This window comes from Streptomyces himalayensis subsp. himalayensis (genome assembly GCF_013778455.1).
In the GTDB taxonomy this organism is placed as follows: Bacteria; Actinomycetota; Actinomycetes; order Streptomycetales; family Streptomycetaceae; genus Streptomyces; species Streptomyces himalayensis.
This window is the reverse complement of sequence record NZ_JACEHE010000022.1, coordinates 1-21,954: the sequence shown is the minus strand read 5'-3', so window position 1 is coordinate 21,954 and position 21,954 is coordinate 1. Positions and strand designations below refer to the sequence as shown.

General features: G+C 70.0%; 19 protein-coding genes. 10 read left to right on the top strand and 9 right to left on the bottom strand.

What is annotated here, in order from left to right; genetic code table 11:
* Window positions 1-13: 13 nt before the first annotated feature.
* Entirely contained in the window at window positions 14-1,348 is a 1,335-nt protein-coding gene (locus H1D24_RS29475) for an acyltransferase family protein (RefSeq protein WP_181660767.1), read from the bottom strand.
* A gap of 222 nt (window positions 1,349-1,570) precedes the next feature.
* Here H1D24_RS29475 and H1D24_RS29470 point away from each other — a divergent pair, with 222 nt between their 5' ends.
* Window positions 1,571-3,184: a S8 family peptidase gene (locus H1D24_RS29470; protein ID WP_181660766.1), complete on the top strand. Its 1,614-nt coding sequence runs from the start codon at window positions 1,571-1,573 to the stop codon at window positions 3,182-3,184.
* 24 nt (window positions 3,185-3,208) lie between these two features.
* On the opposite strand, the gene H1D24_RS29465 is transcribed toward H1D24_RS29470, so the two are convergent.
* From H1D24_RS29465 to rsmI, 6 genes are all read right to left on the bottom strand, one after another.
* Window positions 3,209-4,105 (bottom strand): 4-(cytidine 5'-diphospho)-2-C-methyl-D-erythritol kinase, encoded by an 897-nt coding sequence (locus H1D24_RS29465; RefSeq protein WP_181660852.1) that lies wholly within the window; start codon window positions 4,103-4,105, stop codon window positions 3,209-3,211.
* A gap of 12 nt (window positions 4,106-4,117) precedes the next feature.
* A complete protein-coding gene (gene rsmA / locus H1D24_RS29460; protein ID WP_181660765.1) occupies window positions 4,118-5,002 on the bottom strand; it encodes a 16S rRNA (adenine(1518)-N(6)/adenine(1519)-N(6))-dimethyltransferase RsmA in 885 nt (294 codons plus the stop codon).
* Between the two features lie 182 nt (window positions 5,003-5,184).
* Window positions 5,185-6,408 (bottom strand): resuscitation-promoting factor, encoded by a 1,224-nt coding sequence (locus H1D24_RS29455; RefSeq protein ID WP_309484489.1) that lies wholly within the window; start codon window positions 6,406-6,408, stop codon window positions 5,185-5,187.
* A 134-nt stretch (window positions 6,409-6,542) separates the two neighbouring features.
* On the bottom strand, window positions 6,543-7,454 hold the full coding sequence (locus H1D24_RS29450) for a TatD family hydrolase (protein WP_181660764.1): 912 nt from the start codon (window positions 7,452-7,454) through the stop codon (window positions 6,543-6,545).
* Window positions 7,455-7,562: 108 nt separating this feature from the next.
* A complete protein-coding gene (locus H1D24_RS29445; RefSeq protein ID WP_181660763.1) occupies window positions 7,563-7,961 on the bottom strand; it encodes a hypothetical protein in 399 nt (132 codons plus the stop codon).
* A 223-nt stretch (window positions 7,962-8,184) separates the two neighbouring features.
* Window positions 8,185-9,057, bottom strand: coding sequence for a 16S rRNA (cytidine(1402)-2'-O)-methyltransferase (gene rsmI / locus H1D24_RS29440; protein WP_181660762.1), 873 nt, complete (start codon window positions 9,055-9,057; stop codon window positions 8,185-8,187).
* Window positions 9,058-9,290: 233 nt separating this feature from the next.
* Between rsmI and H1D24_RS29435 the strand changes: the two genes are divergently transcribed.
* The 6 genes from H1D24_RS29435 (at window position 9,291) to H1D24_RS29410 (ending at window position 17,288) form a co-directional block, all read left to right on the top strand.
* Window positions 9,291-11,030: a dolichyl-phosphate-mannose--protein mannosyltransferase gene (locus tag H1D24_RS29435; protein WP_181660761.1), complete on the top strand. Its 1,740-nt coding sequence runs from the start codon at window positions 9,291-9,293 to the stop codon at window positions 11,028-11,030.
* A gap of 19 nt (window positions 11,031-11,049) precedes the next feature.
* Complete coding sequence (locus tag H1D24_RS29430; RefSeq protein WP_181660760.1) at window positions 11,050-11,946, top strand: arginase family protein; 897 nt, start codon at window positions 11,050-11,052, stop codon at window positions 11,944-11,946.
* Between the two features lie 193 nt (window positions 11,947-12,139).
* Window positions 12,140-13,783: a penicillin-binding transpeptidase domain-containing protein gene (locus H1D24_RS29425; RefSeq protein WP_181660759.1), complete on the top strand. Its 1,644-nt coding sequence runs from the start codon at window positions 12,140-12,142 to the stop codon at window positions 13,781-13,783.
* A 137-nt stretch (window positions 13,784-13,920) separates the two neighbouring features.
* Entirely contained in the window at window positions 13,921-15,585 is a 1,665-nt protein-coding gene (locus tag H1D24_RS29420) for a penicillin-binding transpeptidase domain-containing protein (RefSeq protein ID WP_181660758.1), read from the top strand.
* Between the two features lie 348 nt (window positions 15,586-15,933).
* Window positions 15,934-16,446 carry a YbaK/EbsC family protein gene (locus tag H1D24_RS29415; RefSeq protein ID WP_181660757.1) on the top strand — a complete coding sequence of 171 codons (513 nt, stop codon included), beginning with the start codon at window positions 15,934-15,936 and terminating at the stop codon, window positions 16,444-16,446.
* Window positions 16,443-17,288, top strand: coding sequence for a DMT family transporter (locus H1D24_RS29410; protein ID WP_181660756.1), 846 nt, complete (start codon window positions 16,443-16,445; stop codon window positions 17,286-17,288). The genes H1D24_RS29415 and H1D24_RS29410 overlap by 4 nt, the downstream gene beginning before the upstream one ends.
* A gap of 49 nt (window positions 17,289-17,337) precedes the next feature.
* On the opposite strand, the gene H1D24_RS29405 is transcribed toward H1D24_RS29410, so the two are convergent.
* Both H1D24_RS29405 and H1D24_RS29400 read right to left on the bottom strand, forming a co-directional pair.
* Window positions 17,338-18,543, bottom strand: a complete 1,206-nt coding sequence (locus H1D24_RS29405; protein ID WP_181660850.1) for a serine hydrolase domain-containing protein — start codon at window positions 18,541-18,543, stop codon at window positions 17,338-17,340.
* 217 nt (window positions 18,544-18,760) lie between these two features.
* Window positions 18,761-19,207 carry an organic hydroperoxide resistance protein gene (locus tag H1D24_RS29400; RefSeq protein WP_181660755.1) on the bottom strand — a complete coding sequence of 149 codons (447 nt, stop codon included), beginning with the start codon at window positions 19,205-19,207 and terminating at the stop codon, window positions 18,761-18,763.
* An 836-nt stretch (window positions 19,208-20,043) separates the two neighbouring features.
* On the opposite strand from H1D24_RS29400, the gene H1D24_RS29395 reads away from it, so the two are divergent.
* From H1D24_RS29395 to H1D24_RS29385, 3 genes are read left to right on the top strand one after another with little or no spacing between them, the layout of a single operon-like run.
* Window positions 20,044-20,724: a hypothetical protein gene (locus tag H1D24_RS29395; RefSeq protein ID WP_181660754.1), complete on the top strand. Its 681-nt coding sequence runs from the start codon at window positions 20,044-20,046 to the stop codon at window positions 20,722-20,724.
* A 29-nt stretch (window positions 20,725-20,753) separates the two neighbouring features.
* Window positions 20,754-21,278 (top strand): hypothetical protein, encoded by a 525-nt coding sequence (locus H1D24_RS29390; protein WP_181660753.1) that lies wholly within the window; start codon window positions 20,754-20,756, stop codon window positions 21,276-21,278.
* On the top strand, window positions 21,275-21,661 hold the full coding sequence (locus H1D24_RS29385) for a hypothetical protein (RefSeq protein WP_181660752.1): 387 nt from the start codon (window positions 21,275-21,277) through the stop codon (window positions 21,659-21,661). The genes H1D24_RS29390 and H1D24_RS29385 overlap by 4 nt, the downstream gene beginning before the upstream one ends.
* Window positions 21,662-21,954 lie beyond the last annotated feature (293 nt).

Here is a 21,954-nt window from a genome sequence, read left to right as displayed (position 1 = left end):
ACCGCCCGGTCGGTCACGCCTCCACCCGGACCGTCCGCGCCCCGCCCTCCACCAGCACCCCGCCGCCCAGTGCCATCGCCACCGCCGCCGGGGCCGTGATGTCGACGGCGATCAGCGTCGCGGTGTGACCCTCCAGCAGGTCCGCGAAGCCCGTCATCGACAGGCCCAGGACGCCGAGCAGGCAGAGGGTGATGCCGAGGGCGGCCATCGGGCCTGAACCGCCCGGCCGGTCGGAAGGCGCCGGGCGTTCGAAGGTGCGGAAGGCGGCGACCAGCGGCACCGTCAAGGCGACGGCCGCGGCGAGGCGCAGCGGGGTCTGGAGCCACCACGCCGCCGACGCCGGTTCCGGCAGCGGGATGTCGAGGGCCAGCAGCGCCCCGTACACGCCGAGCATGGCGGTCAGATGCCAGAGGAAGGCCGTCATCGCGATGCCGTTGGCCGTGATGACCGCGCGCCAGGCCTTCGGGCGCTCCAGGAGTCCGGCGGCGGGGGTGCGCAGCAGTTCCACCGCGCCGACCAGCCACAGCCCGTGGCAGAGCAGGGCCAGCGTCGGCGGTGCCATGTTGGAGACCTTCTCGCCGGGCATGCCGACCATGGACAGGGGATACGGACCGAGGGCCACCAGGGCCGCGGCGCCCGCCAGTCCGGCGACGGCGAGGACCGCCGGGGCGCGGAGCCGGAGCCGGCCGTCCGCCCGGAGGAAGCCGAGCTGGTGCACCGCCAGCCAGACGAAGGCGAAGTTCAGGAACTGGACGAACGGGACGCCGAGCGCGAAGCGCAGTACGTCCACTGCGGCCGCGGCCGCCACCAGGGCGCCGAAGGCCCCCCACCCGTACCGCTCGTGCAGCCGCAGCATCAGCGGGGTGAAGGCCACCATCGCCAGATAGATGCCGATGAACCACAGCGGCTGGGTCACCAGCCGGAACGCGACGTCCATCAACCCACCGCCCGCGCCCGCCAGTTGGAGCACGAGTGCGGCCACGCCCCAGACGGCCACGAAGACCGCGGTCGGGCGCAGCAGCCGCCGCAGCCTGGCCCGCACGAAGGCCGAGTACAGGGCCTCGGACGGCGTCCTGCGCCTCAGCGAGCGGTACGACAGCGCGTGCGAGAAGCCGCCCACGAAGAAGAAGACCGGCATGATCTGCAACAGCCAGGTGAGCAGTTGCAGCTCCGGTACGACGGCCAGCAGATTGCCGACCTCCGCGCCACCGTCGGGGCGCACCGTCACCGCCGCCATCAGCCAGTGACCCAGCACGACCGTGCCGAGCGAGACGACCCGCAGCAGGTCGACGTAGCGGTCACGAGTCACGGGCGTGGCCTCGGCCAGTTCACGAACGCTTGATCCCATGCTTTTCACGGTCGCGTCCGGCTCGCGTCCGGCGTCAGCGCTCTCGTACTCAACTCCCTTCTTAGTACGGCCCCTTCGGGGCTCCGGGGCGATACGAGTGTTTAGGGATTCCCCTCATTGATGCGGCCCTGCCAAAGCCGCCACCCTGTTACCGACGGGAACATCCGGCCATCCACCCCCACGACTCATCCGGGCACCACCGAACGAGAGGGGAACTCCCCCATGTCAGTGATGCACTCTCCCGCGAATCCCCCCACGCGCCGCCGCAGACGCACCACAACGATCGCGGGCGTCGTCGCCGCGGGCGCCGTCATGGCGCTCGGTGCCGCGACCGTCGCCCCCTCGGCCGCGGCAGCCGTACCCGCCGAGGGCGTGATCCTCGGCGCCGACGCGGAAGGCGCCATCAAGGACAGTTACATCGTCATCCTGGACGAGGACGCGGGCTTCCGCGGCGACTCCAAGAAGGGCAAGGCGCTGGCCGCCGCGTACGGCGGCGAGGTCAAGCGCACCTACAAGGAGGCGCTCAACGGCTACGCCGCCGAGATGAGCGAGACCGAGGCCAAGCGGCTCGCCGCCAACCCCGCGGTCGCCAAGGTGGTCCAGAACAAGAAGGTCAGCATCTCCGCCACCCAGACCAACCCGACCTGGGGCCTGGACCGCATCGACCAGGCGAGCCTGCCGCTCAGCTCGACGTACACCTATCCGGACAGCGCCGGCGCGGGCGTCACCGCGTACATCATCGACACCGGCGTCCGGATCACCCATTCCAACTTCGGCGGCCGGGCCTCCTACGGCTACGACGCCGTCGACAACGACAGCACCGCGCAGGACGGCAACGGCCACGGCACGCATGTCGCGGGCACGGTGGCGAGCACCACCTACGGTGTCGCCAAGGCCGCGAAGATCGTCGGCGTGCGCGTGCTCGACAACAGCGGGTCCGGTACGACGGCCGGGGTCGTCGCGGGCATCGACTGGGTGACCCAGAACGCGGTCAAGCCCGCCGTCGCCAACATGAGCCTCGGTGGCGGCGCCGACACCGTGCTGGACACGGCCGTCGCCAACTCCATCGCCTCGGGCATCACCTACGCCGTCGCGGCGGGCAACGAGAACACCAACGCCTCTTCCTCCTCGCCCGCCCGGGTCGCCTCGGCCATCACCGTCGCCTCCAGCACCAGCGCGGACGCCCGGTCGTCGTTCTCCAACTACGGCAGTGTCGTCGACATCTTCGCGCCGGGCTCCAGCATCACGTCGACGTACAACACGTCCGACACCGCCACCTCCAGCCTGTCCGGTACGTCGATGGCGTCCCCGCACGTCGCGGGCGCTGCCGCCGTCTACCTGGGCGCGAACCCCTCCGCCACCCCGTCCCAGGTCGCCTCGGCGCTGACCTCGGCCGCGGCCACCGGCGTCATCACCAGCCCGGGCACCGGCAGCCCCAACCGGCTGCTCCAGATCACCCCGAGCGGTGGCGGCGGCGGCACGGACCCGGGCACGAGCTTCGAGACGACGACCGACGTCTCGATCCCGGACGCGGGCTCCGCGGTCTACTCGCCGATCACCGTCAGCGGAGTGAGCGGCAACGCCCCGAGCGATCTGTCGGTGGCCGTGAACGTCGTCCACACCTACCGCGGTGACCTGGTCATCGACCTGGTCGCACCGGACGGGTCGACCTACCGGCTGAAGAACAGCAGCAGCAGCGACTCCGCCGACAACGTGAACGCCACGTACACGGTCAACGCGTCGAGCGAGGTGGCGAACGGCACCTGGCGGCTCAAGGTGCAGGACGTCTACAGCGCGGACACCGGCTACATCAACAGCTGGAAGCTGACCTTCTGACGCACACCCCTCTGACGCACCGAGTCAGAGGACGGTGGCCCCGGGCGCCGGGGACACCGCGACCCGTGCCGTACGACAGGTGGCGGAGGCGATCAGCGCCTCCGCCACCGCCGTCGCCGCCTCGGCGTCCTTCGCCAGGAACGCGGTGGTCGGGCCCGAGCCCGACACGAGCGCCGCCAGGGCACCGGCCTCCGTGCCCGCGCGCAGGGTCTCGGCGAGCGAAGGCCGCAGCGAAAGGGCGGCCGGCTGAAGGTCGTTGGCGAGGGCGGCGGCGAGCGCGGAGGGGTCGCCCGTACGCAGGGCCTCGAAGAGGGCAGGCGAGGGCTCGGGCTCCGGGACGGCGACGCCCTCGGTGAGCCGGTCGAACTCCGCGTACACCGCCGGGGTCGACAGCCCGCCGTCGGCGACGGCGAACACCCAGTGGAAGGTGCCGCCCACCTCCAGCGGAGTCAGAAGCTCGCCCCGGCCCCGGCCGAGAGCGGCCCCGCCGACGAGGCTGAACGGCACGTCGCTGCCCAGCTCGGCGCAGATCGCGAGCAGGTCCTCGCGGGAGGTCTCGGTACCCCAGAGCGTGTCGCAGGCGAGCAGGGCGCCCGCGGCATCGGCGCTGCCGCCCGCCATGCCGCCCGCGACGGGGATGTCCTTGGCGATGTGGATGTGCACGGCGGACTCACCGAGGCCGTGGCGGGCGGCGAGTGCGATGGCCGCCCGCGCCGCAAGATTCGTACGGTCGAGCGGCACCTGGTCGGCGTCCGGTCCCGAGCAGGTCAGCCGAAGGCGGTCCGAGGCCGTCACCGTCACCTCGTCGTACAGCGCGACGGCGAGGAACACGTTCGCCAGGTCGTGGAAGCCGTCGGGACGCGCGCCGCCCACCGCCAACTGGACGTTGACCTTCGCCGGTACTCGTACGGTGACGCTCACGTTCTCCTGCACCTACGCCTTCCCCTCGACGGCCGCGGGCTGCTTGTTCTCCGCGATCCGGGCGAACTCCTCGACCGTCAGCGACTCTCCGCGGGCCTGCGGTGAGACACCCGCCGCGACCAGCGCCTCCTCGGCCGCAGCGGCCGATCCGGCCCAGCCCGCCAGCGCCGCCCGCAGCGTCTTCCGCCGCTGGGCGAAGGCCGCGTCGACGACGGCGAAGACCTCTTTCCTGGACGCCGTCGTGTCGAGCGGCTTCGCGCGCCGCACCAGCGACACCAGTCCGCTGTCCACGTTCGGCGCCGGCCAGAAGACGTTGCGTCCGATGGCGCCCGCCCGCTTCACCTCGGCGTACCAGTTGGCCTTGACCGACGGCACGCCGTACACCTTCGAGCCGGGCGCGGCGGCGAGCCGGTCGGCGACCTCCGCCTGGACCATGACGAGCGTGCGCTCGATGGTCGGGAAGGTGTCGAGCATGTGCAGTAGCACGGGGACGGCCACGTTGTACGGGAGGTTGGCGACGAGGGCCGTCGGGGCGGGGCCCGGGAGCTCCCGTACGTGCATCGCGTCGCTGTGGACCAGCGCGAAGCGGTCCGCCTTCGCAGGCATACGGGCGGCGATCGTCGCGGGGAGTGCGGCCGCGAGGACGTCGTCGATCTCGACGGCCGTGACGCGGTCCGCCGCCTCGAGGAGTGCCAGGGTCAGCGAGCCGAGGCCCGGGCCGACCTCGACGACGACGTCGTCCGGGCCGACGTCCGCGGTGCGGACGATCCTGCGGACCGTGTTGGCGTCGATGACGAAGTTCTGGCCGCGTTGTTTGGTCGGGCGTACGCCCAGGGCGGTGGCCAGCTCGCGGATGTCCGCGGGGCCCAGGAGGGCGTCGGGGTGGGGCGTGCTCACCGCCCCAGGGTACGTGGGCCCTCCGGGGGGTGCGGGACGCCTGGGGTGCCGCAGTACCTACGGCGCCCACCGTCGTGGTGTTGTGCCCACCCTCCCCCAGCTACCGCTGGGAGGTGCCCCCAGCCCTGCGGAACGCCTGCCCACAACGGGTGGCGGCACGCCTGCCCACAACGGGACCGCGCCTACCTGTACAGCCGACGGCCGCAATGCGGCCATGGTGCGGCGCCCCGGCGCACGTACAGCTTCTTGGCTCGGTACGTCTGTTCCGCAGGCGAGGCGTCCTGGGGACGCCCCGTGCCGCCGACCGAGCGCCATGTGCGGCGGTCGAACTGGTAGAGGCCCCCGTACGTCCCCGAGGGATCCATCGCGCGGGGACGGCCGCCCGACTCGCACTGCGCGAGCGCGCCCCAGTCGAGACCCTCGGCGCCCGCGACGGACACGGGCAGCGGCTTCGTGCCGGTCTTCACCAGCTGCGTCTCGGGCTCCCGCAGCACCTCGGACCTGACGGGCCGGGGCCGCTGCTTGACGCCGTTGACGGTGCGCAGGGCGTACGTGACCCGCCGCGTCCCCTGCCGACCGGCCCGCACCACGACCTCGGTACCGCGGAACAGTGAGGGGTCCGAGGTCTTCTGCACGTCGAACGGGATGGGTTCCTCGCGCACCTCCTTGCCGGCGATGACGCGCATGACCGTGATCGTCTGGCCCTCGTACGGAAAGCTGCCTGGCACCGCGGACGTGGTGTCCTGGACGCCCATCCGGATCCCGGCCTCGTCGACGACCTCGCGGACCGTCGCCGCGTTCGTACGGATGGTCCGCTCCCGTCCGTCCGCCATGATCGTGACCATGCGTTCGGTGCGGACGTCGAGCCGCAGCCCGTAGCGGCCGATCCGCTGGGAGCGGGAGACGGACAGATAGGCGCCCTCCGCCCGCACCCGGAGCTGCCGCAGGGCTTCGTCGACGGTCCTTGCCGTCGTCCAGAGGCTGCGTCGCCGGCCGTCGAGGGTGAGGTGCATCTGCCGGCCGAAGCGGACGACGACCTCGTCGCCGCCGGCCAGCTCGGTCGTGGGTGCGGGCGCCACGATGTCGTGCTCACCGACGTCCAGCCCTTCGTCGGCGAGCAGCTCGCCGACGCTGTCGGCGAAGGTGTGCAGGGTGCGCGGTCTGCCGTCGACGGTGATGTGGACCACCTTGTCGTCGGCGACGAACGCGGTGGTGCCGCCCGCGAGTAAGACCACGACCAGCGCCTGCGGCACGATGCGGCGCAGTGTGTCGTGCCGCTCGGCGGCCTTCCTGTGGCGCGCGGCCTGCCTCGCCGCCACGCGCCCGCCGGGCCGTGGGCCGCACCGGGTTGCGGTATCGGCGTATCCCCCCGCCGTTTCGTACGTCTCGTCCTGCGAATTGCTCACGCGACGCTCCAGGGGTCCTGATCGGGGTCAGAACCTAACCGAGCATCGTCACTCTCCAAAGCAAGGCGGATACGCGGTGTCGCGGGCACGATCCATGGGAACGGGCCGGGGGGACGAGACCGTCGGACCGTCCGTCAGTAGCCGAACGCGCGGGCAGTATTGGCGGATACGGCCGTTGCCAGGACGTCCTCGGAGACGCCCTTCACGTCCGCCATGGCGCGCAAAGTGATCGGAATTAGATACGGCGCATTGGGCCGTCCGCGGTACGGGGCGGGGGTCAGATAGGGGGCGTCGGTCTCCACGAGCACCAGCTCCAGCGGGGCGACGGCGAGGGCGTCGCGGAGGGGCTGGGCGTTCTTGAAGGTGACGTTGCCGGCGAACGACATGAAATAGCCGTTCTCGGCGCAGATCCGGGCCATTTCCGCATCGCCGGAGTAGCAGTGGAAGACGGTGCGCTCGGGCGCGCCCTCCTCCTTGAGGATCCGCAGCACGTCGTCGTGGGCGTCGCGGTCGTGGATGACGAGGGCCTTGCCGTGCCGCTTGGCCATCTCGATGTGGGCGCGGAAGGACTTCTCCTGCGCTTCCTTGCCCTCGGGGCCGGTGCGGAAGTAGTCGAGGCCGGTCTCGCCGACGCCCTTGACCTGGGGGAGCGCGGCGAGCCGGTCGATCTCGGCGAGCGCGTCGTCGAGGGCCGCGTCGCCTCCTGCCTGGCGGGCACCCTGCCTGGACCATCCGTCGCGGGGGGTCTGGGGGGCTTGCCCCCCAGAAAGAGGTGTGCCGAGGACGATGCGGGGCGCCTCGTTCGGGTGCAGGGCCACGGTCGCCCACACGTTCTCGTACGCGGCCGCCGTCTCGGCCGCCCACCGTGAGCCGCGGATGTCGCAGCCGACCTGGACGACCGTGGTCACGCCCACCGACGCGGCCTTGGCAAGGCCCTCCTCGACCGTGCCGGACTGCATGTCGAGATGGGTGTGCGAGTCCGCGACGGGCACCCGGAGCGGCTCCGGGAGCGGTGGAGCGGCGTCTGCGGCGGCTTTCGAAGGCATGTCCCCGATCCTACGAAGAGGACCGCGGGGACTGCGAAGAGGGCCGCGAGGGCCTCACGCCGCCCTGGTCACGGTCGCGCCCCCGCCGCCCCGCACCGGTCCCGTCCGTCACCCGGCCTTGCGGTGAAACGCGTGCAGCAGATCGGAGAGGTGCCAGTGGTGCTCCTTGTGGGCGGCCTTCTCCTGGGCCCCCTCCTCGCTGGGATCCGGCTGCTGCGGGACGTGGTGCTTGCGCATCATGTCCAGCACCGAGGACACCTGCCCCGCCCGCATGATCCGGACGACGTGTCCACCGCAGTTCAGGCAGGTGGGGCTGGTCAGCGGCGAGGGAACCCGCTGTCCGTCCACCGTGTACATCATGAACTCGGTGCCGTCGGCGTCGAAGTGGTGCTCGATGACGTAGGACTGCTCCCAGCCGTGTCCGCAGCGCATACAGGCGAACGAGTACGACTCGTGAATGACGGGCGTCGCCGTGGGGTGGTGGCCGGTCCCTGCGATCTCACTCATGCCAGCTCCTCTTGTCCGCTGGACAAGTCGTTCCGGCACTTCCGGTGCGGCGCGTTCCGCGCTGCCGGAGGTGGGGGACGGGTGCGTCCCTCAACCCAGTGGACGCCTTTCCCGGGGCGAGCGCACGAGACCTGTCAAGTGTTGGAGCTGTCTTGGCGGTTCCATGGGGAAAGGGCCTGGTGCAGGGCTCGTACTTTGCCGTTCGCCCTCGTCCTTTGCCCGCTCATGAGGTCCGTCGATCCGCGTTCTTTGCCGCGACCACGGCATCGAACACCTCGCGTTTGGGCAGCCCCGCCTCCGCCGCGACGGCGGCGATCGCCTCCTTGCGCCGCTCCCCCGCCTCCTCGCGCACCCGCACCCTGCGCACCAGCTCATCGGCGTCGAGTTCCTCCGCGCCCTTCTCAGGTGCGCCCTCGACGACGACGGTGATCTCACCGCGTACCCCCTCGGCGGCCCACGCGGCGAGCTCGCCCAGTGGGCCGCGCCTGACCTCCTCGTACGTCTTGGTGAGCTCGCGGCACACGGCGGCGCGGCGGTCCGCGCCGAACGCCTCCGCCATGGCGGCGAGGGTGTCGTCGAGCCGGTGCGGCGCCTCGAAGTAGACGAGGGTCCTGCGCTCGTCGGCGACCTCCCGGAGCCGTGACAGCCGCTCGCCCGCCTTGCGCGGCAGGAAGCCCTCGAAGCAGAACCGGTCGACGGGCAGCCCGGACAGCGCGAGCGCGGTGAGCACGGCGGAGGGGCCCGGCACCGCGGTGACCCGGATGTCCTTCTCGACGGCGGCCGCGACCAGCCGGTACCCGGGGTCGGACACGGACGGCATCCCCGCGTCGGTCACCAGCAGCACCCGCGCCCCGCCCACCAGGGCCTCGACGAGCTCGGGGGTGCGCGCGGACTCGTTGCCCTCGAAGTACGACACGATCCGCCCTGCCGGCTGCACGCCCAGCGCCTGGGTGAGCCGCCGCAGCCGCCGGGTGTCCTCGGCCGCGACGACGTCCGCGGAGGCCAGCTCCTCGGCGAGGCGGGGCGGCGCGTCGGCCACGTCCCCGATGGGGGTGCCGGCGAGTACGAGAGTGCCGTGGGGGCTGGTTTCTGTCACCGTTCCATCCTCGCAGGGGCGGGGCAGGGCCGAACCGTCAGGATCCTGCGGGGACGGCCCCCGCCCGGCAGGTCAGCATCCTCCGGGGCGGCCCCGGCCCAGCAGGTCAGCATCCTCCGGGACGGCCCCGGCCCGGCCGGTCAGGCCTCTGTGGAGACAGCCCCGGCCCGGCCGGTCAGGCCGGAAGAGGCCCGTCTCGCGACTCGCACAGAAGCGTTCCCTACGATGGCGCGGTGACCAGTACCGCGTCCTCCACGGACACCCGGCAGGGCCAGGCCACCGAACAGCGACCGCCGTCGTGGCAACTGCGGCTGCGCCGATTCGGCTACGCACCGCGGACCGCGACCGACGTCCGCGACCGGCTGGTGCCTCCCTACACCCGGCCCAGCCCCCGGCTGTGGGCGGCACTCGGAGTGCCCAAGAGCCTCGCCGACGTGCTGGTGCGCTGGTCGGGCTGGCTGGGCCCGCTGCTCGTCACGCTCGTCGCGGGCCTGATGCGGTTCTGGAACCTCGGCAGCCCGAAGGCCGTGATATTCGACGAGACGTACTACGCCAAGGACGCGTGGGCGCTCGTCCACCGCGGGTTCGAGGTCAACTGGCCCAAGGCGGCCAACGACCAGATCCTGCAGAACGGCGACGCGGTCACACTGCCGTCGGACGCGGCGTATGTGGTGCATCCGCCGGTCGGCAAGTACGTCATCGGGATCGGCGAGTGGCTGTTCGGGTTCACCCCGTTCGGCTGGCGGTTCATGACGGCCGTGCTCGGCACGCTGTCCGTGCTGCTGCTGTGCCGGATCGGACGGCGGCTGTTCCGCTCCACGTTCCTGGGGTGCCTCGCGGGTGCCCTGATGGCCGTGGACGGCCTGCACTTCGTGATGAGCCGCACCGCGCTGCTCGACCTGGTGCTGATGTTCTTCGTGCTGGCGGCCTTCGGCTGCCTCGTCGTCGACCGGGACAGGGCACGGGCGCGGCTCGCCGCCGCACTGCCCGTGGGCCCCGACGGGATCGCGCGCCCCGATGCCGGGATCGCCGAGTCCCTGCGGCACGGCTGGCGGCCGTGGCGCCTGGCGGCCGGGGTGTGCCTGGGACTGGCGTTCGCCACGAAGTGGAACGGCCTCTACGTCCTGGCCGCTTTCGCGCTGATGGCCGTGTGGTGGGACGTGGCCGGGCGCCGGGTCGCGGGCGCCGAGCGGCCGTACGTCGCTGTGCTCAGGCGGGATCTGGGCTGGGCGTTCCTGTCGACCGTGCCGGTGGCCGTGGCGACATACGTGCTGTCCTGGCTGGGCTGGATCCTCTCGCCGGAGGACGGCTCCGGCGGGTACTTCCGCAACTGGGCCGTGACGGACGGCAAGGGCGGCAGCTTCACCTGGCTGCCGGACTGGCTGCGCAGCATGTGGCATTACGAGCACGAGGTGTACCAGTTCCACGTCGGCCTCTCCTCGCCGCACACGTACCAGTCGAACCCGTGGAGCTGGATCGTCCTCGGCCGCCCCGTCTCGTACTTCTACGAGGACCCGCCGGCCGGCAAGGACGGCTGCCCCACCGACGCGGGCGAGAAGTGCGCCCGCGAGGTCCTCGCGCTCGGCACACCGGTGCTGTGGTGGGCGGCCTGCTTCGCGATCCTGTACGTGCTGTGGCGCTGGTTCTTCCGGCGTGACTGGCGCGCGGGCGCCATCGCATGCGGCGTCGTGGCCGGCTATCTGCCGTGGTTCATGTACCAGGAACGGACGATCTTCTTCTTCTACGCCGTCGTCTTCGTGCCGTTCCTGTGTCTGGCCGTGGCGATGATGATCGGGGCGATCCTCGGGCCGCCGGGATCGTCGGAACGACGGCGGGTCGTGGGCGCCGCGGCCTCCGGCGTGCTCGTCCTGCTCATCGCGTGGAACTTCATCTACTTCTGGCCGATCTATACCGGCCAGGCGATCCCGATCGACTCGTGGCGGGCGCGAATGTGGCTGGATACCTGGGTCTAGCCGCGGCCAGAATGGCCGGATGCGCCGCATCGTCGTCATCGACGCCCCGTCCAACCTCGGCCTTCGGCCGCCGGCCGAAGGCACCGTGCCCGGGTGCTACAAGCTGGCGGGCGCGCTGCGCGAGCAGCGGCTGCTGCAGCGGCTCGGGGCGTACGAGGGCGGAGTCGTCGTACCACCCCGTTATGACCGCGGCGACTGGCAGGAGGGCGACGGCGTGTTCAACGCCGAGGCCATCGCCACCTACACCCGCAAGCTCGCCGACCGCATCGAACACCATGTCCGGGCCGAGGACTTCCCCGTCGTCCTGGGTGGCGACTGCTCCATCCAGCTCGGCGCCTCGCTCGCGCTCCGCCGCATCGGGCGGTACGGAATCGTCGTCATCGACGGGTCCGCGGACTTCCGGCACCCCGGGAACTCCGACCGTATCGGCGCCGCGGGCGGCGAAGAGCTGGCCATCGCGACCGGCCGCGGCCAAGCGGACCTGACAGACCTCGAAGGGCTGCGCCCCTATGTCAGGGACGAGGACGTACGCGTCCTGGGAATCCGGGACTACGACGACGAGCGCGCCGAACTCACCGCTTTGAAGATCACGAACGTGACGGTCGGAGGGATCCGGAAGCAGGGCGCCGAGGACGTGGCGCGTGCGGTGGTGCGCAGCCTTGAAGTGCCCGGGATCGAGGGTTTCTGGCTGCACTTGGACGCCGACGTGCTGGACCCCTCCGTCATGCCCGCGGTCGACAGTCCCGACCCCGGTGGACTCCTGCCCGGTGAACTTGCCCCGCTGCTGGGGGCCTTGGCGCGATCGGAACGCTGCGTCGGCTTCAATCTCACCATCTACGACCCGGATCTCGACCCCGACGGCTCCTGCGCGGCCCTCCTCGCCGACCTGCTCCAGACCGCCCTGGCCCAACCCTGATCAGCCCCGCGAGCGGACCGGCTCAGAAGAAGGCGCTGAACAGGCCGACGATCCGCAGGACATTGATCTCCTTTCGGACGCCATCGGTCCATCCGGTCTCACGTGTCAGTCCCTCCGCCTACAGTGCTGACTCGGGATCGCCCTTGTGAACGTCTGTCCGACGGTCACCAGGGCAAGGGGAGGGGAGCGCAGCATGCGCAACGGGGCAAAGGCTGCCCTGGTCGGCGGGGTTTTCGCCGTCATGGTCGGGGGCGCGGGTTACGGCGCGTACAACCTGGTGAGTGCGATCACCGGGGGGAACACGTCCGCGGAGGAGCCGGGTGCGGTGAAGACGGGGCCGCTCACCCGTGACGAGATCCGCGACACCACGCAGGAGTTCTTCGCGGCGTGGGAGAAGGGGGACGCGGAGGGGGCCGCGGCCCTCACGAACAACGAGGACGGCACCGCGCAGAAAGCGCTCACGGGGTACCGCGAGGACGCACACATCACCAAGATTCAGATCACGCCGGGCACGGCGAGCGGCGCCAAGGTGCCGTTCTCGGTCAAGGCCACCGTCTCGTACGAGGGGAAGACCAAACCCTTGTCGTACGAGAGCGATCTGACCGTCGTCCGCGGCAGCACCACGGGCCGGCCCCTCGTCGACTGGCAGCCGTCCGTCGTCCACCCGGACCTGGAGGAGGGCGACACGCTCGTCACGGGCGAGGCGTCGGCGCCGCCGATCGAGGCGGTGGACCGGGGCGGCGCCGTGCTGAGCGAGAAGAAGTACCCCTCACTGGGCCCGATCATCGAGCAGCTGCGCAAGCGGTACGGAGACGAGGCGGGCGGCACACCCGGCATCGAGCTGGCCGTGCGGCACCAGAGCGCCGACGTGCCGGACGAGACGCTGCTGACGCTCGACAAGGGCACGCCCGGCAAGCTGCAGACGACGCTCAGCGCGAGCGTCCAGGCCGCGGCCGAGAAGGCCGTGAAGGAGTTCGCCGAGTCGTCGGTGGTCGCGGTGAAGCCGAGCACGGGCGAGGTGCTGGCGGTGGCGAACCACGGATTCGGCGAGTTCAACACGGCGTTCGAGGGGCGGTTGGCGCCCGCCTCCACGATGAAGATCATCACCGCGGCGATGCTGATCGACAACGGCGTCACCTCGATGAACGAACCGGCGCCGTGCGAGGCCAGCGCGGTGTGGCAGAGCCAGACCTTCCGCAACATCAAGGGCCTGGAACCGAACGAGAACGCCACGCTCGCCGACAGCTTCGCGCGGTCCTGCAACACCGCCTTCGTGAAGCTCATCGATGAGGAGCCGCTCACCAACGAGTCGCTGACCCGCGAGGCCCAGGACCGGTTCGGGCTCGGGCGGGACAACTGGAAGACCGGGATCGTGTCGTTCGACGGCTCGGTGCCCGCCTCCCCCGGCCCCGACCGCGCGGCGAACGCGATCGGCCAGGGCCAGGTCCAGATGAGCCCGCTGAACATGGCCTCGGTCACAGCGACGGCCATTACCGGCGCCTTCCGGCAGCCGGTGATCGTCCCCCAGGAGCTCGACGACCGTGAGCTCGCCACCGCCCGCGGGCTGGAGCGGAACACCGTCGAGCAGCTGCGGCAGATGATGTACCGCACGGCGACCAGCGGTACCGCCGCCCCCGCGATGCGGGAAGTGGCCGCGCTCGGCGGTGCCTTCGGCGCGAAGACCGGCTCCGCCGAGGTCGACAGCCAGGCCACGTCCAACAGCTGGTTCACCGGTTACCGGGGCGACATCGCCGCGGCCGCCGTCACCCAGGAGGGCGGGCACGGCGGCGATGCGGCAGGCCCGATCGTGGCGGACGTCCTGCGGGCGGGCGGCTGACGCCGAGGGCTGACAGCGACCCTTGCTTCCCCCCTCCTCTTGCCCGCCCTTCGGGCGGGAGTAGGGGGGTTTGCCGACAGGGCCTAGTGTGGGTGCCTCGGTGAGGAGTTTGGGGGACCAGGAGCAGCGGAGGACTCGTGGGTAACAGAAGGCGCGCCGCGCGCAAGAGAACGCACCCCGCCGTGATCGGCGGGGCGGTTGCGTTGATCGTGGGCGGCGCGGGGTTCACCGCGTACAGCCTCCTGTCCGACTCGCCCGCGGGCGAGAACACCGCGGCAGGCAGCGTCGTGAAGAAGGTCAAGACGGGCCCGGTGACCGCCGCAGAGGTCCAAGCCGCGACCGACGGGTTCCTCACCGCATGGCAGTCGGGCGACGCCGCGAAGGCCGCCGCGTACACGGACGACACGGCGGCGGCACAGGCCGCGCTGACCGGGTACCGCAAGGACGCGCACATCGACGACGTGACGCTGACCCGTGGGAAGGCGTCCGACGCCACGGTGACGTTCAAGGTCGCCGCCACGGTCGCGTACAAGGGGAAGAGCAAGCCCCTCGCCTACGAGTCCGAGCTCACCGTCGTCCGCCGGGCGAAGGACGGCAAGGCGCTGATCGGCTGGCAGTCGTCCGTCGTGCACCCGGACCTGAAGGACGGCGACACGCTGGTCACGGGAGCGGCCGGAGACCCGCCGATCAAGGCGACGGACCGTGACGGCGCCGAGCTCACCGCGGCGAAGTACCCCTCGCTCGGCACCGTCCTGGACGGCCTGCGCGAGAAGTACGGCAAGAAGGCCGGGGGGACGGCGGGGATCGAGCTGCGGGTGGTCCGCAAGGAGAGCGAGAAGAAGAGCGAGCAGACGCCCGACAAGACGCTGCTGACGCTGTCCGAGGGCACGCCCGGCACGGTGAAGACCACGCTCAGCGCGACCGCGCAGGCCGCCGCCGAGCGCGAGGTGGGCGAGCGGGAGCGGGCGTCGGTGGTCGTCATGAGGCCCTCCACCGGCGAGATCCTCGCCGTCGCCAACTCGAACTCCGGCTTCAACACGGCGTTCCAGGGTTCCCTGGCGCCCGGCTCCACGATGAAGATCGTGACGGCGTCGTTGCTGCTGGAGAAGGGCCTCGCGTCGATCGACAAGCCGCATCCGTGCCCCAAGTACGCGTCGTACGGCGGCTGGAAGTTCCAGAACGTGGAGAAGTTCGAGATCAAGAACGGTACGTTCCGCTCGAGCTTCGCGGCCTCCTGCAACACGGCCTTCATCACCCAGGCCGAGAAGCTGAAGGACGACGACCTGACCAAGCAGGCCCAGCAGGTCTTCGGGCTGGGGCTGGGGAACTGGTCGATCGGGGTGTCGAGCTTCGACGGCGCCGTGCCCGTGCAGAGCGACGCACCGAAGGCGGCGTCGCTCATCGGGCAGGGCGGCGTGCGGATGAACCCGCTCAACGTCGCGTCCGTCATCTCCACGGCCAAGACGGGCGTGTTCCGGCAGCCGTATCTGGTCTCGCCGGACGTCGACGACCGCGCGCTCGCGACCGCCCCACGCAAACTGGACGCGTCCGCGCAGACACAGCTGCACGAACTCCTGCGCTACACCGCGACGTCCGGGTCCGCCGCGGAGGCCATGGCCGGGCTCGGCCCGGACATCGGCGGCAAGACCGGCTCCGCGGAGGTCGACGGCCAGAAGAAGCCGAACGGATGGTTCACCGCGTGGCGCGGCGACCTCGCCGCGGCGGCGGTGATCCAGGAGGGCGGCCGGGGCGGCAAGTCGGCGGGGCCGCTGGTGGCGGCGCTGCTGCGGGCGGGGGGCTGACGCGGGGGCCGACGCAGAGGCCTGGGGCTGGCGCAGGGGGCTGGGGCTGGCTCAGGGGGCTGGGGCTGGCGCAGGGGGCTGGGGCTGGCGCAGGGGGCTGGGGCTGGCGCCGGGTGCTGATGTCTGCGGCGGGTTGACGTCCTGTGGCTGATGTCCGATGGCTGATTGTCCGGCCTGCCGTCTGGCGGCTGTCGTCCGATGACTGACGCCTGGCGGCTGCGGTCTGGCGACTGACGCCCGGCGGCTCGCGTCCGATGGCTGACGCCCGGCGGCTGCCGTCCGACGACTGACGTCCGGTCGCCGGAACTCGTTCGCGTGTCACATACATCCACCACTAGCGTGCCGTTCATGACCGCTTCCGACACGGCCGCCGAGGTCTCCCCCGCCCACCCCCGCTTCGCCGAGGCTCTCCGAGAGCTCGGTCTGGACAAGCTGTCCGCCCGGATCCGCCGCTTCCCCGAAGCAACGCGTACCGCCGCCGAGGCTGCCGCCGCAATCGGCTGCGAGCTCAGCCAGATCTGCAAATCGCTGATCTTCGCGGCCGACGGCGTCCCGGTCCTGGTGCTGATGGACGGCGCGTCCCGCGTCGACGTGGAGCTGGTACGGCGCGAGTTGGGCGCGAAGAAGGTCGGCCGCGCCAAGGCCGACCTGGTCCGGGAGACGACGGGGTACGCGATCGGCGGCGTACCCCCCTTCGGGCACCGCACGAAGACCCGCGTACTCGCGGACCGTTCCCTGCTCGAGCACGACCTGGTGTGGGCGGCCGCGGGCACCCCGCACACCGTCTTCCCGATGGACCCCGAGTCGCTGATCGCCCACGCGGGCGGCACCCTGGTAGACGTCCGCGAGCGGAACGCGTGACGCCGGCCGTCACGGCCGCCGTACTGCTGGCGGCCGTCACCCACGCGAGCTGGAACGCCATCGCCCACCGCATCACGGACAAACTGGTCGGCTTCACGCTGATCTCGGGCGGCGGCTCGCTCATCGGCTTCGCCGCCGTGCCCTTCGTCCCCGTGCCCGCGGCCGGCGCCTGGCCGTATCTGATCGCCTCGGTCGTACTGCACATCGTGTACTACGCCCTGCTCATGAGGTCGTTCAGGCTCGGCGACTTCGGCCAGGCGTACCCGATCGCGCGCGGCTCGGCGCCGCTCGTGGTGACTGTACTGGCCGCCGTCTTCGCCCAAGAGATACCCGGAGCCTGGCAGGCGGCGGGCATCGCCCTGTGCTGCGCCGGGCTGACCGGCGTCGCGCTCTGGGGGCTGCGCGGCCGCCGTCCGCAGTGGCCGGCGATCGGGGCGGCGCTCGCGACGGGCCTGTCCATCGCCGCGTACACCGTCGTGGACGGCCTGGGCGTACGGGCGTCCGGCTCGTCGCTCGGCTACATCGCGTGGCTGATGGCCCTGGAGGGTCTGCCCGTCCCGCTCTACGCCGCCTGGCGCTGGCGCGGCGAACTCCTCGCTGTGCTACGTCCGTTCGCGTCGCTGGGCTTGTTCGGCGCGGTGCTCTCCGTTCTGGCGTACGGGCTTGTGCTGTGGGCCCAGACGCGCGCGGAACTCGCGCCGATCGCGGCGCTGCGGGAGTCCAGCATCATCGTGGGCGCGGCGATCGGCGCCCTGTTCTTCAAGGAGAGGTTCGGGGCGCCGAGGATCGCGGCGGCCGGATTGATGGTGGCCGGGATCGGGCTGATGCTGCGCGCGGGGTGAGCGGCGGACGGTCGCTTGGCACCCCGCGCCGCCCGCTTACGGTCCGTCCTCAGCCCGCGGAGGACCCCACCACCGCCCGCACCGCCCCCACCAGCGCCTGCGCCCTTGGGTCCGCCGTGACGCCCTTCCGCATGCCGTTGGTGACGTAGCCGAAGGCGACGCCCGACTCCGGGTCCGCGAAGCCGAGGGAGCCGCCGCGGCCGGGGTGGCCGAAGGAGCCGGGGCCGAGCAGTGGCGAGGCGGTGCCGTGGAGCATGTAGCCGAGGCCGAAGCGGGTGTTGACGACGAGGGTGCGGTCGGGGCCCGCGGACTCCTCAGAGCGGGCGAGGGCGACGGTCGCCGGGGTGAACAGCCGGACGCCGCCTTCGCCCGCAGCCCCCTCGGCGGCTTCCGTTTCGCCGATCAGCGAGGCGTAGAAGCGGGCCAACGCCCCAGCGGTCGCGATGCCGTTGGAGCCGGGGAGCACGGCCGTGCGGTACGCCGGGTCGTTCTCGTCCGGGGCAGGACTGATCGCCCCGAAGGCCCGGCAGGTCAGCGAGTCCGGATTCGCGTATGCGTCGGCGACGCTCCGCTTCGGCCGCGACCGGAATCCACCGGGCTCCGCCGGCGCCTCGACGGGGCCGACCCGGCCCACCCGATGGGCCTGCGCGTCCGGCAGCCCGAGCCACAGGTCGAGTCCCAGCGGCCGGGCGATCTCGTCCGCGATCCACTCGCCGATTCCGCGGCCGGTGACGCGCCGCACGAGTTCGCCGGTGAGCCAGCTGTAGGTCTGCGCGTGGTAGCCGTGGTCCGTGCCGGGCTCCCACACCGGGGCCTGCGCGGCGACGGCCGCCGCGCCCAGGTCGGGGTCCGCGGCCTCGGCGGGCGTCAGCGGGCGGTCGAGCACGGGAACCCCGGCCCGGTGAGCCAAGACGTGCCGGACGAGCGCCCGTTCCTTGCCGTTGGCCTTGAACTCCGGCCAGTACGAGCCGACCGGCGCGTCCAGGTCGAGCTGCCCCCGCTCGTGCAAGAGCAACAGCACGGCGGCCGCTATCCCCTTGGTCGCGGAGCGGACGATCTGCGCGGTGCCGGGCTCCCACGGTCCGCCGGAGCCGTCCACGTCACGCGTGCCGCCCCACAGATCGACGACCCGGTGCCCGTCCCGGTACACGACGACACCGGCGCCGCGCTCACCGCGGTCGGCGAAGTTGCGCAGGAACGCGTCCCTGACCGGTTCGAAGCCTTCCGCCACCGTGCCGTTCACGGCGACGTCCACGGCACTGTTCAAGCCCACGTCCGCACCCGCGTTCACGCCCACACCCGCGCTCCTGCCCGCTCTCTTCTCGTACTCGAGTTCAACAACGGGTGCAACGCATACGTGCGGCCTGCGATTCCTAAGCGGCTCCCGGGAAGTTCGGGTGCGTTCCCGCGTCGTTCGGTGCGAGAGTGCGTGCCGGGCGGCGTGGGAGCGCACCCGAACTCCCCGGAGCCGCCTAGCTGAGCAGGACCGATACGTCGATGTTTCCTCGGGTCGCGTTGGAGTACGGGCACACCTCGTGCGCCGCGTCCACGAGCCGGGCCGCAAGCTCCTGGTCGACGAGCGGCAGCGAGACGTTGAGGGCGACGGCGAGGCCGTAACCGCGCTGCTTGTTGGGGCCGATGCCGACCTTCGCGGAGACCGTGGAGCCGGTAAGGTCGTAGCCGGCGCGGCGCCCCAGGAGCATGAGCGCGCTGTGGAAGCAGGCGCTGTACCCGGCGGCGAAGAGCTGTTCCGGGTTGGTGCCCTGCCCGGCGCCGCCGAGCGCCGGCGGCATCGCGACTCTGAGGTCCAGCTGCCCGTCGTGGCTGGTGACATATCCGTCGCGACCTCCGTGCACGGTGGCCTCGGCTACGTACATGATCTTCGTCGGGCGAGTGTCAGCAACGGCACCGTCGGTCATGGCTCCATCTCCCCCAGTGCAGGCGCGAGAAGTGTGCACAAGTTCATCGCGCACAATGTATCGACGCCGCAGAGACGGAAGTTACCCGGGGGTAGCAACTGGCGGTAGCCCGCGGCGCGCCCGTCGCGGCGTCGTCACCACCGGCCTGTTGCCGTACCGCGCCGCACCTGAATCCGACACACCGTCGACACCGGTCCGAAATATCCCCGGCATGCACCGTGGAGATCGAGCGTGCGGCGCATGGCGCGTTTATGACAAGGCATAAAACCGCCAGTCCCAGGGCCGACCGGCGTGCCCATCAGGTGAAACGGCATCTCGGGCCAAACGGCCTGCCACCGGCCCGCCAATGGAGGGCGGTCAGCAACAACCACTTCGTCTGCACATGCAATGGCATCCACTCAAACCATCATCACCACAGCCGCCATAGACGACGCGCCCCCACTCGCACGCCTCGTGGACGGCTTTCTGCGTATGACCTGCCTCACCCACCATGCTTCCACCAAGTCAAATCGTGAGGACGCAAGGAAAAGTTTCAGAATGCGAAGCGGAATGGAGCAGTCCAATACTCGAACACTCACAAGACGCTCAATGAGCAACTGGTGCACCATGTGGCGAAAGCATCGATTCGCACGGATTGACTATCGCCTTGCCCTCACAGAAACGGCCCTTTACGCTGCGCGCGATCACGATCACAAAAGATCACCCAAGACATGGAGAGCGACTTTCATATGCGAGACTTCTATCTTCCAAAATGGGGCATTTGGGCCGCCTCGGCAGCTACCGTTGTTGCCGTTACAACTGGGGCTGTCGTATGGAATGGAACGGAAACAAATGGCTTGGACACAGAGCCCGAGGTGATTTCCCATGCGCTGGAATCCGTCGAATTCGAGAGCTTCGCGCAAATGGCCGTCACGTCAACCGCAGTGGTACGCGCCACGGTCACCGAAGTCAATCCTGGACGCATCGTCGGTGGCGACGAGACTGCTGAGCCCGGAGAGGAGAGCGCCGCTACTCAGGCCAGGGATGTCACACTGAAGGTCACCCAGACCTTTTCCATAGACGACAGCGTCGAAATCCCTGAGCTGATCATTGTCGAAGAATGGGGATGGGACGCCGATGGCGACGGCTTCCAGGTCAACAACTACACCTGGAGCGAGGTCGGCGAGGAGTACTTCTTCTTTCTGGGTGACTCTGACTCCTCAGATCCAATACGTCAGAATGTGATCAGCACGGAGGGGCGGATACACATCAACGAGAACGGCTCGCTGTCGCCCTCCGCCGAAGAGGGATCAGCTGTAGCGGATAGCATAGATAATTTGGACGACTCCATTATGTCGGAATACATGACGCAGCTGAACGACATTTCGCCCGAGGACCTGCCGACCCCCGCCGACATGCCGGAAGAGGCATCGCCGGGTGACGCGGACACGCCCATTCAGATTCCCTCGGACGATCCCTCCCCTGACCTGGGAACGGGAGACGGTTCCGAGCCCACCCCCTATCCGTCAGCGACCTGAGCCGCACGAGAAACAAGCCGGAGGTAGAGATGTCACAAATCAAGAGAATACTGTGGACTGTCACAGCAGGGGCCATGATTGCCGCGCTGTGCACGCCTGCCTACGCGGGCCACGACAACGAAGGGACTGACCCCGACAACAGAAATCAAGCAGTCAAGGGATTCAACCTGACAGCAAAGGGCCAAGGAGCAATGGAGTGGGGAAAAACGCAGCTCGAACGCAGCGTGATCACCACTTCATGGGGCGGCGGAGACATCGAGGTGCACGACTACACGACATCAGGCGTTACGTGGGCTGGCCAGACGAGATGCAAGGAGTGGAACGCACTCTGGACCTCTTGTGACGTCATCACGATTCAGTTCAACACGTACTGGAAGTTCTCTGACTGGGAGTGGCTGGTCATAGGCTGCCACGAAATGGGGCACACCGGCGACCTGGGTCACCGAAGCGCGTCGAACGACACGGACGACAACTCATGTATGCGCGGCTCTACTGGCTCCGCCTACTACAAATTCGATGCGCACGATTTGAACGCAATTGCGGCGGGCACGTGATATACAAGCGTACACGTCTGCGAGTAGGTATCGCTTCGGTTGCCGTCGCAGCTGCCACCGGATTCGCGGGATTCCAACTGGCTGAAGCAGATGAATTCAAGAAAGAAGTCGACCGAGCGGAATTTTGCCGACAAGCCATGCCCTTGGATCTGCAGAACTCAGACGAACTGACCATCCATGAGAAGCGGCACATCCTCGGGGATCTGACCGACTTGGCGCCCGAAGCCGCCCGCAACGATTTCTATATCCTGCTCGACTGGTACGACCACTATGACTCCGAAGACAAGGAAGATGCACGCGAGGCAAGTTTCGACGTAGGCGAGTTCATCGAACTCAACTGCAGCAATATCAACATCGGTGGCATCAGAGCCTCACGCAACTGAGCTCCATAACGGGCCTGTCGGGTTTTCCGGGCGGGCCCGTTTCCGCTCTCCCAGCGGCCTAGAGTTTTGGTTATTCGGTCAGCTCCGTGTCGCGTCCCCCAGCGTGCCCGACAGCGTCGAGCGGGCACCCGGTGCATTGAATGACAGTTCCCGGTACAGGGCCGCGGGCCTGTCTGGGAGAGGTCAAGACTGCGCTGACCCGCCGTGACACGGATCCGCACACTCGGCCTCAGCCCACGGGGCGCTGCTGCTGCTCGATGTACTGATGCACGACGCTCAGCGGCGCGCCTCCA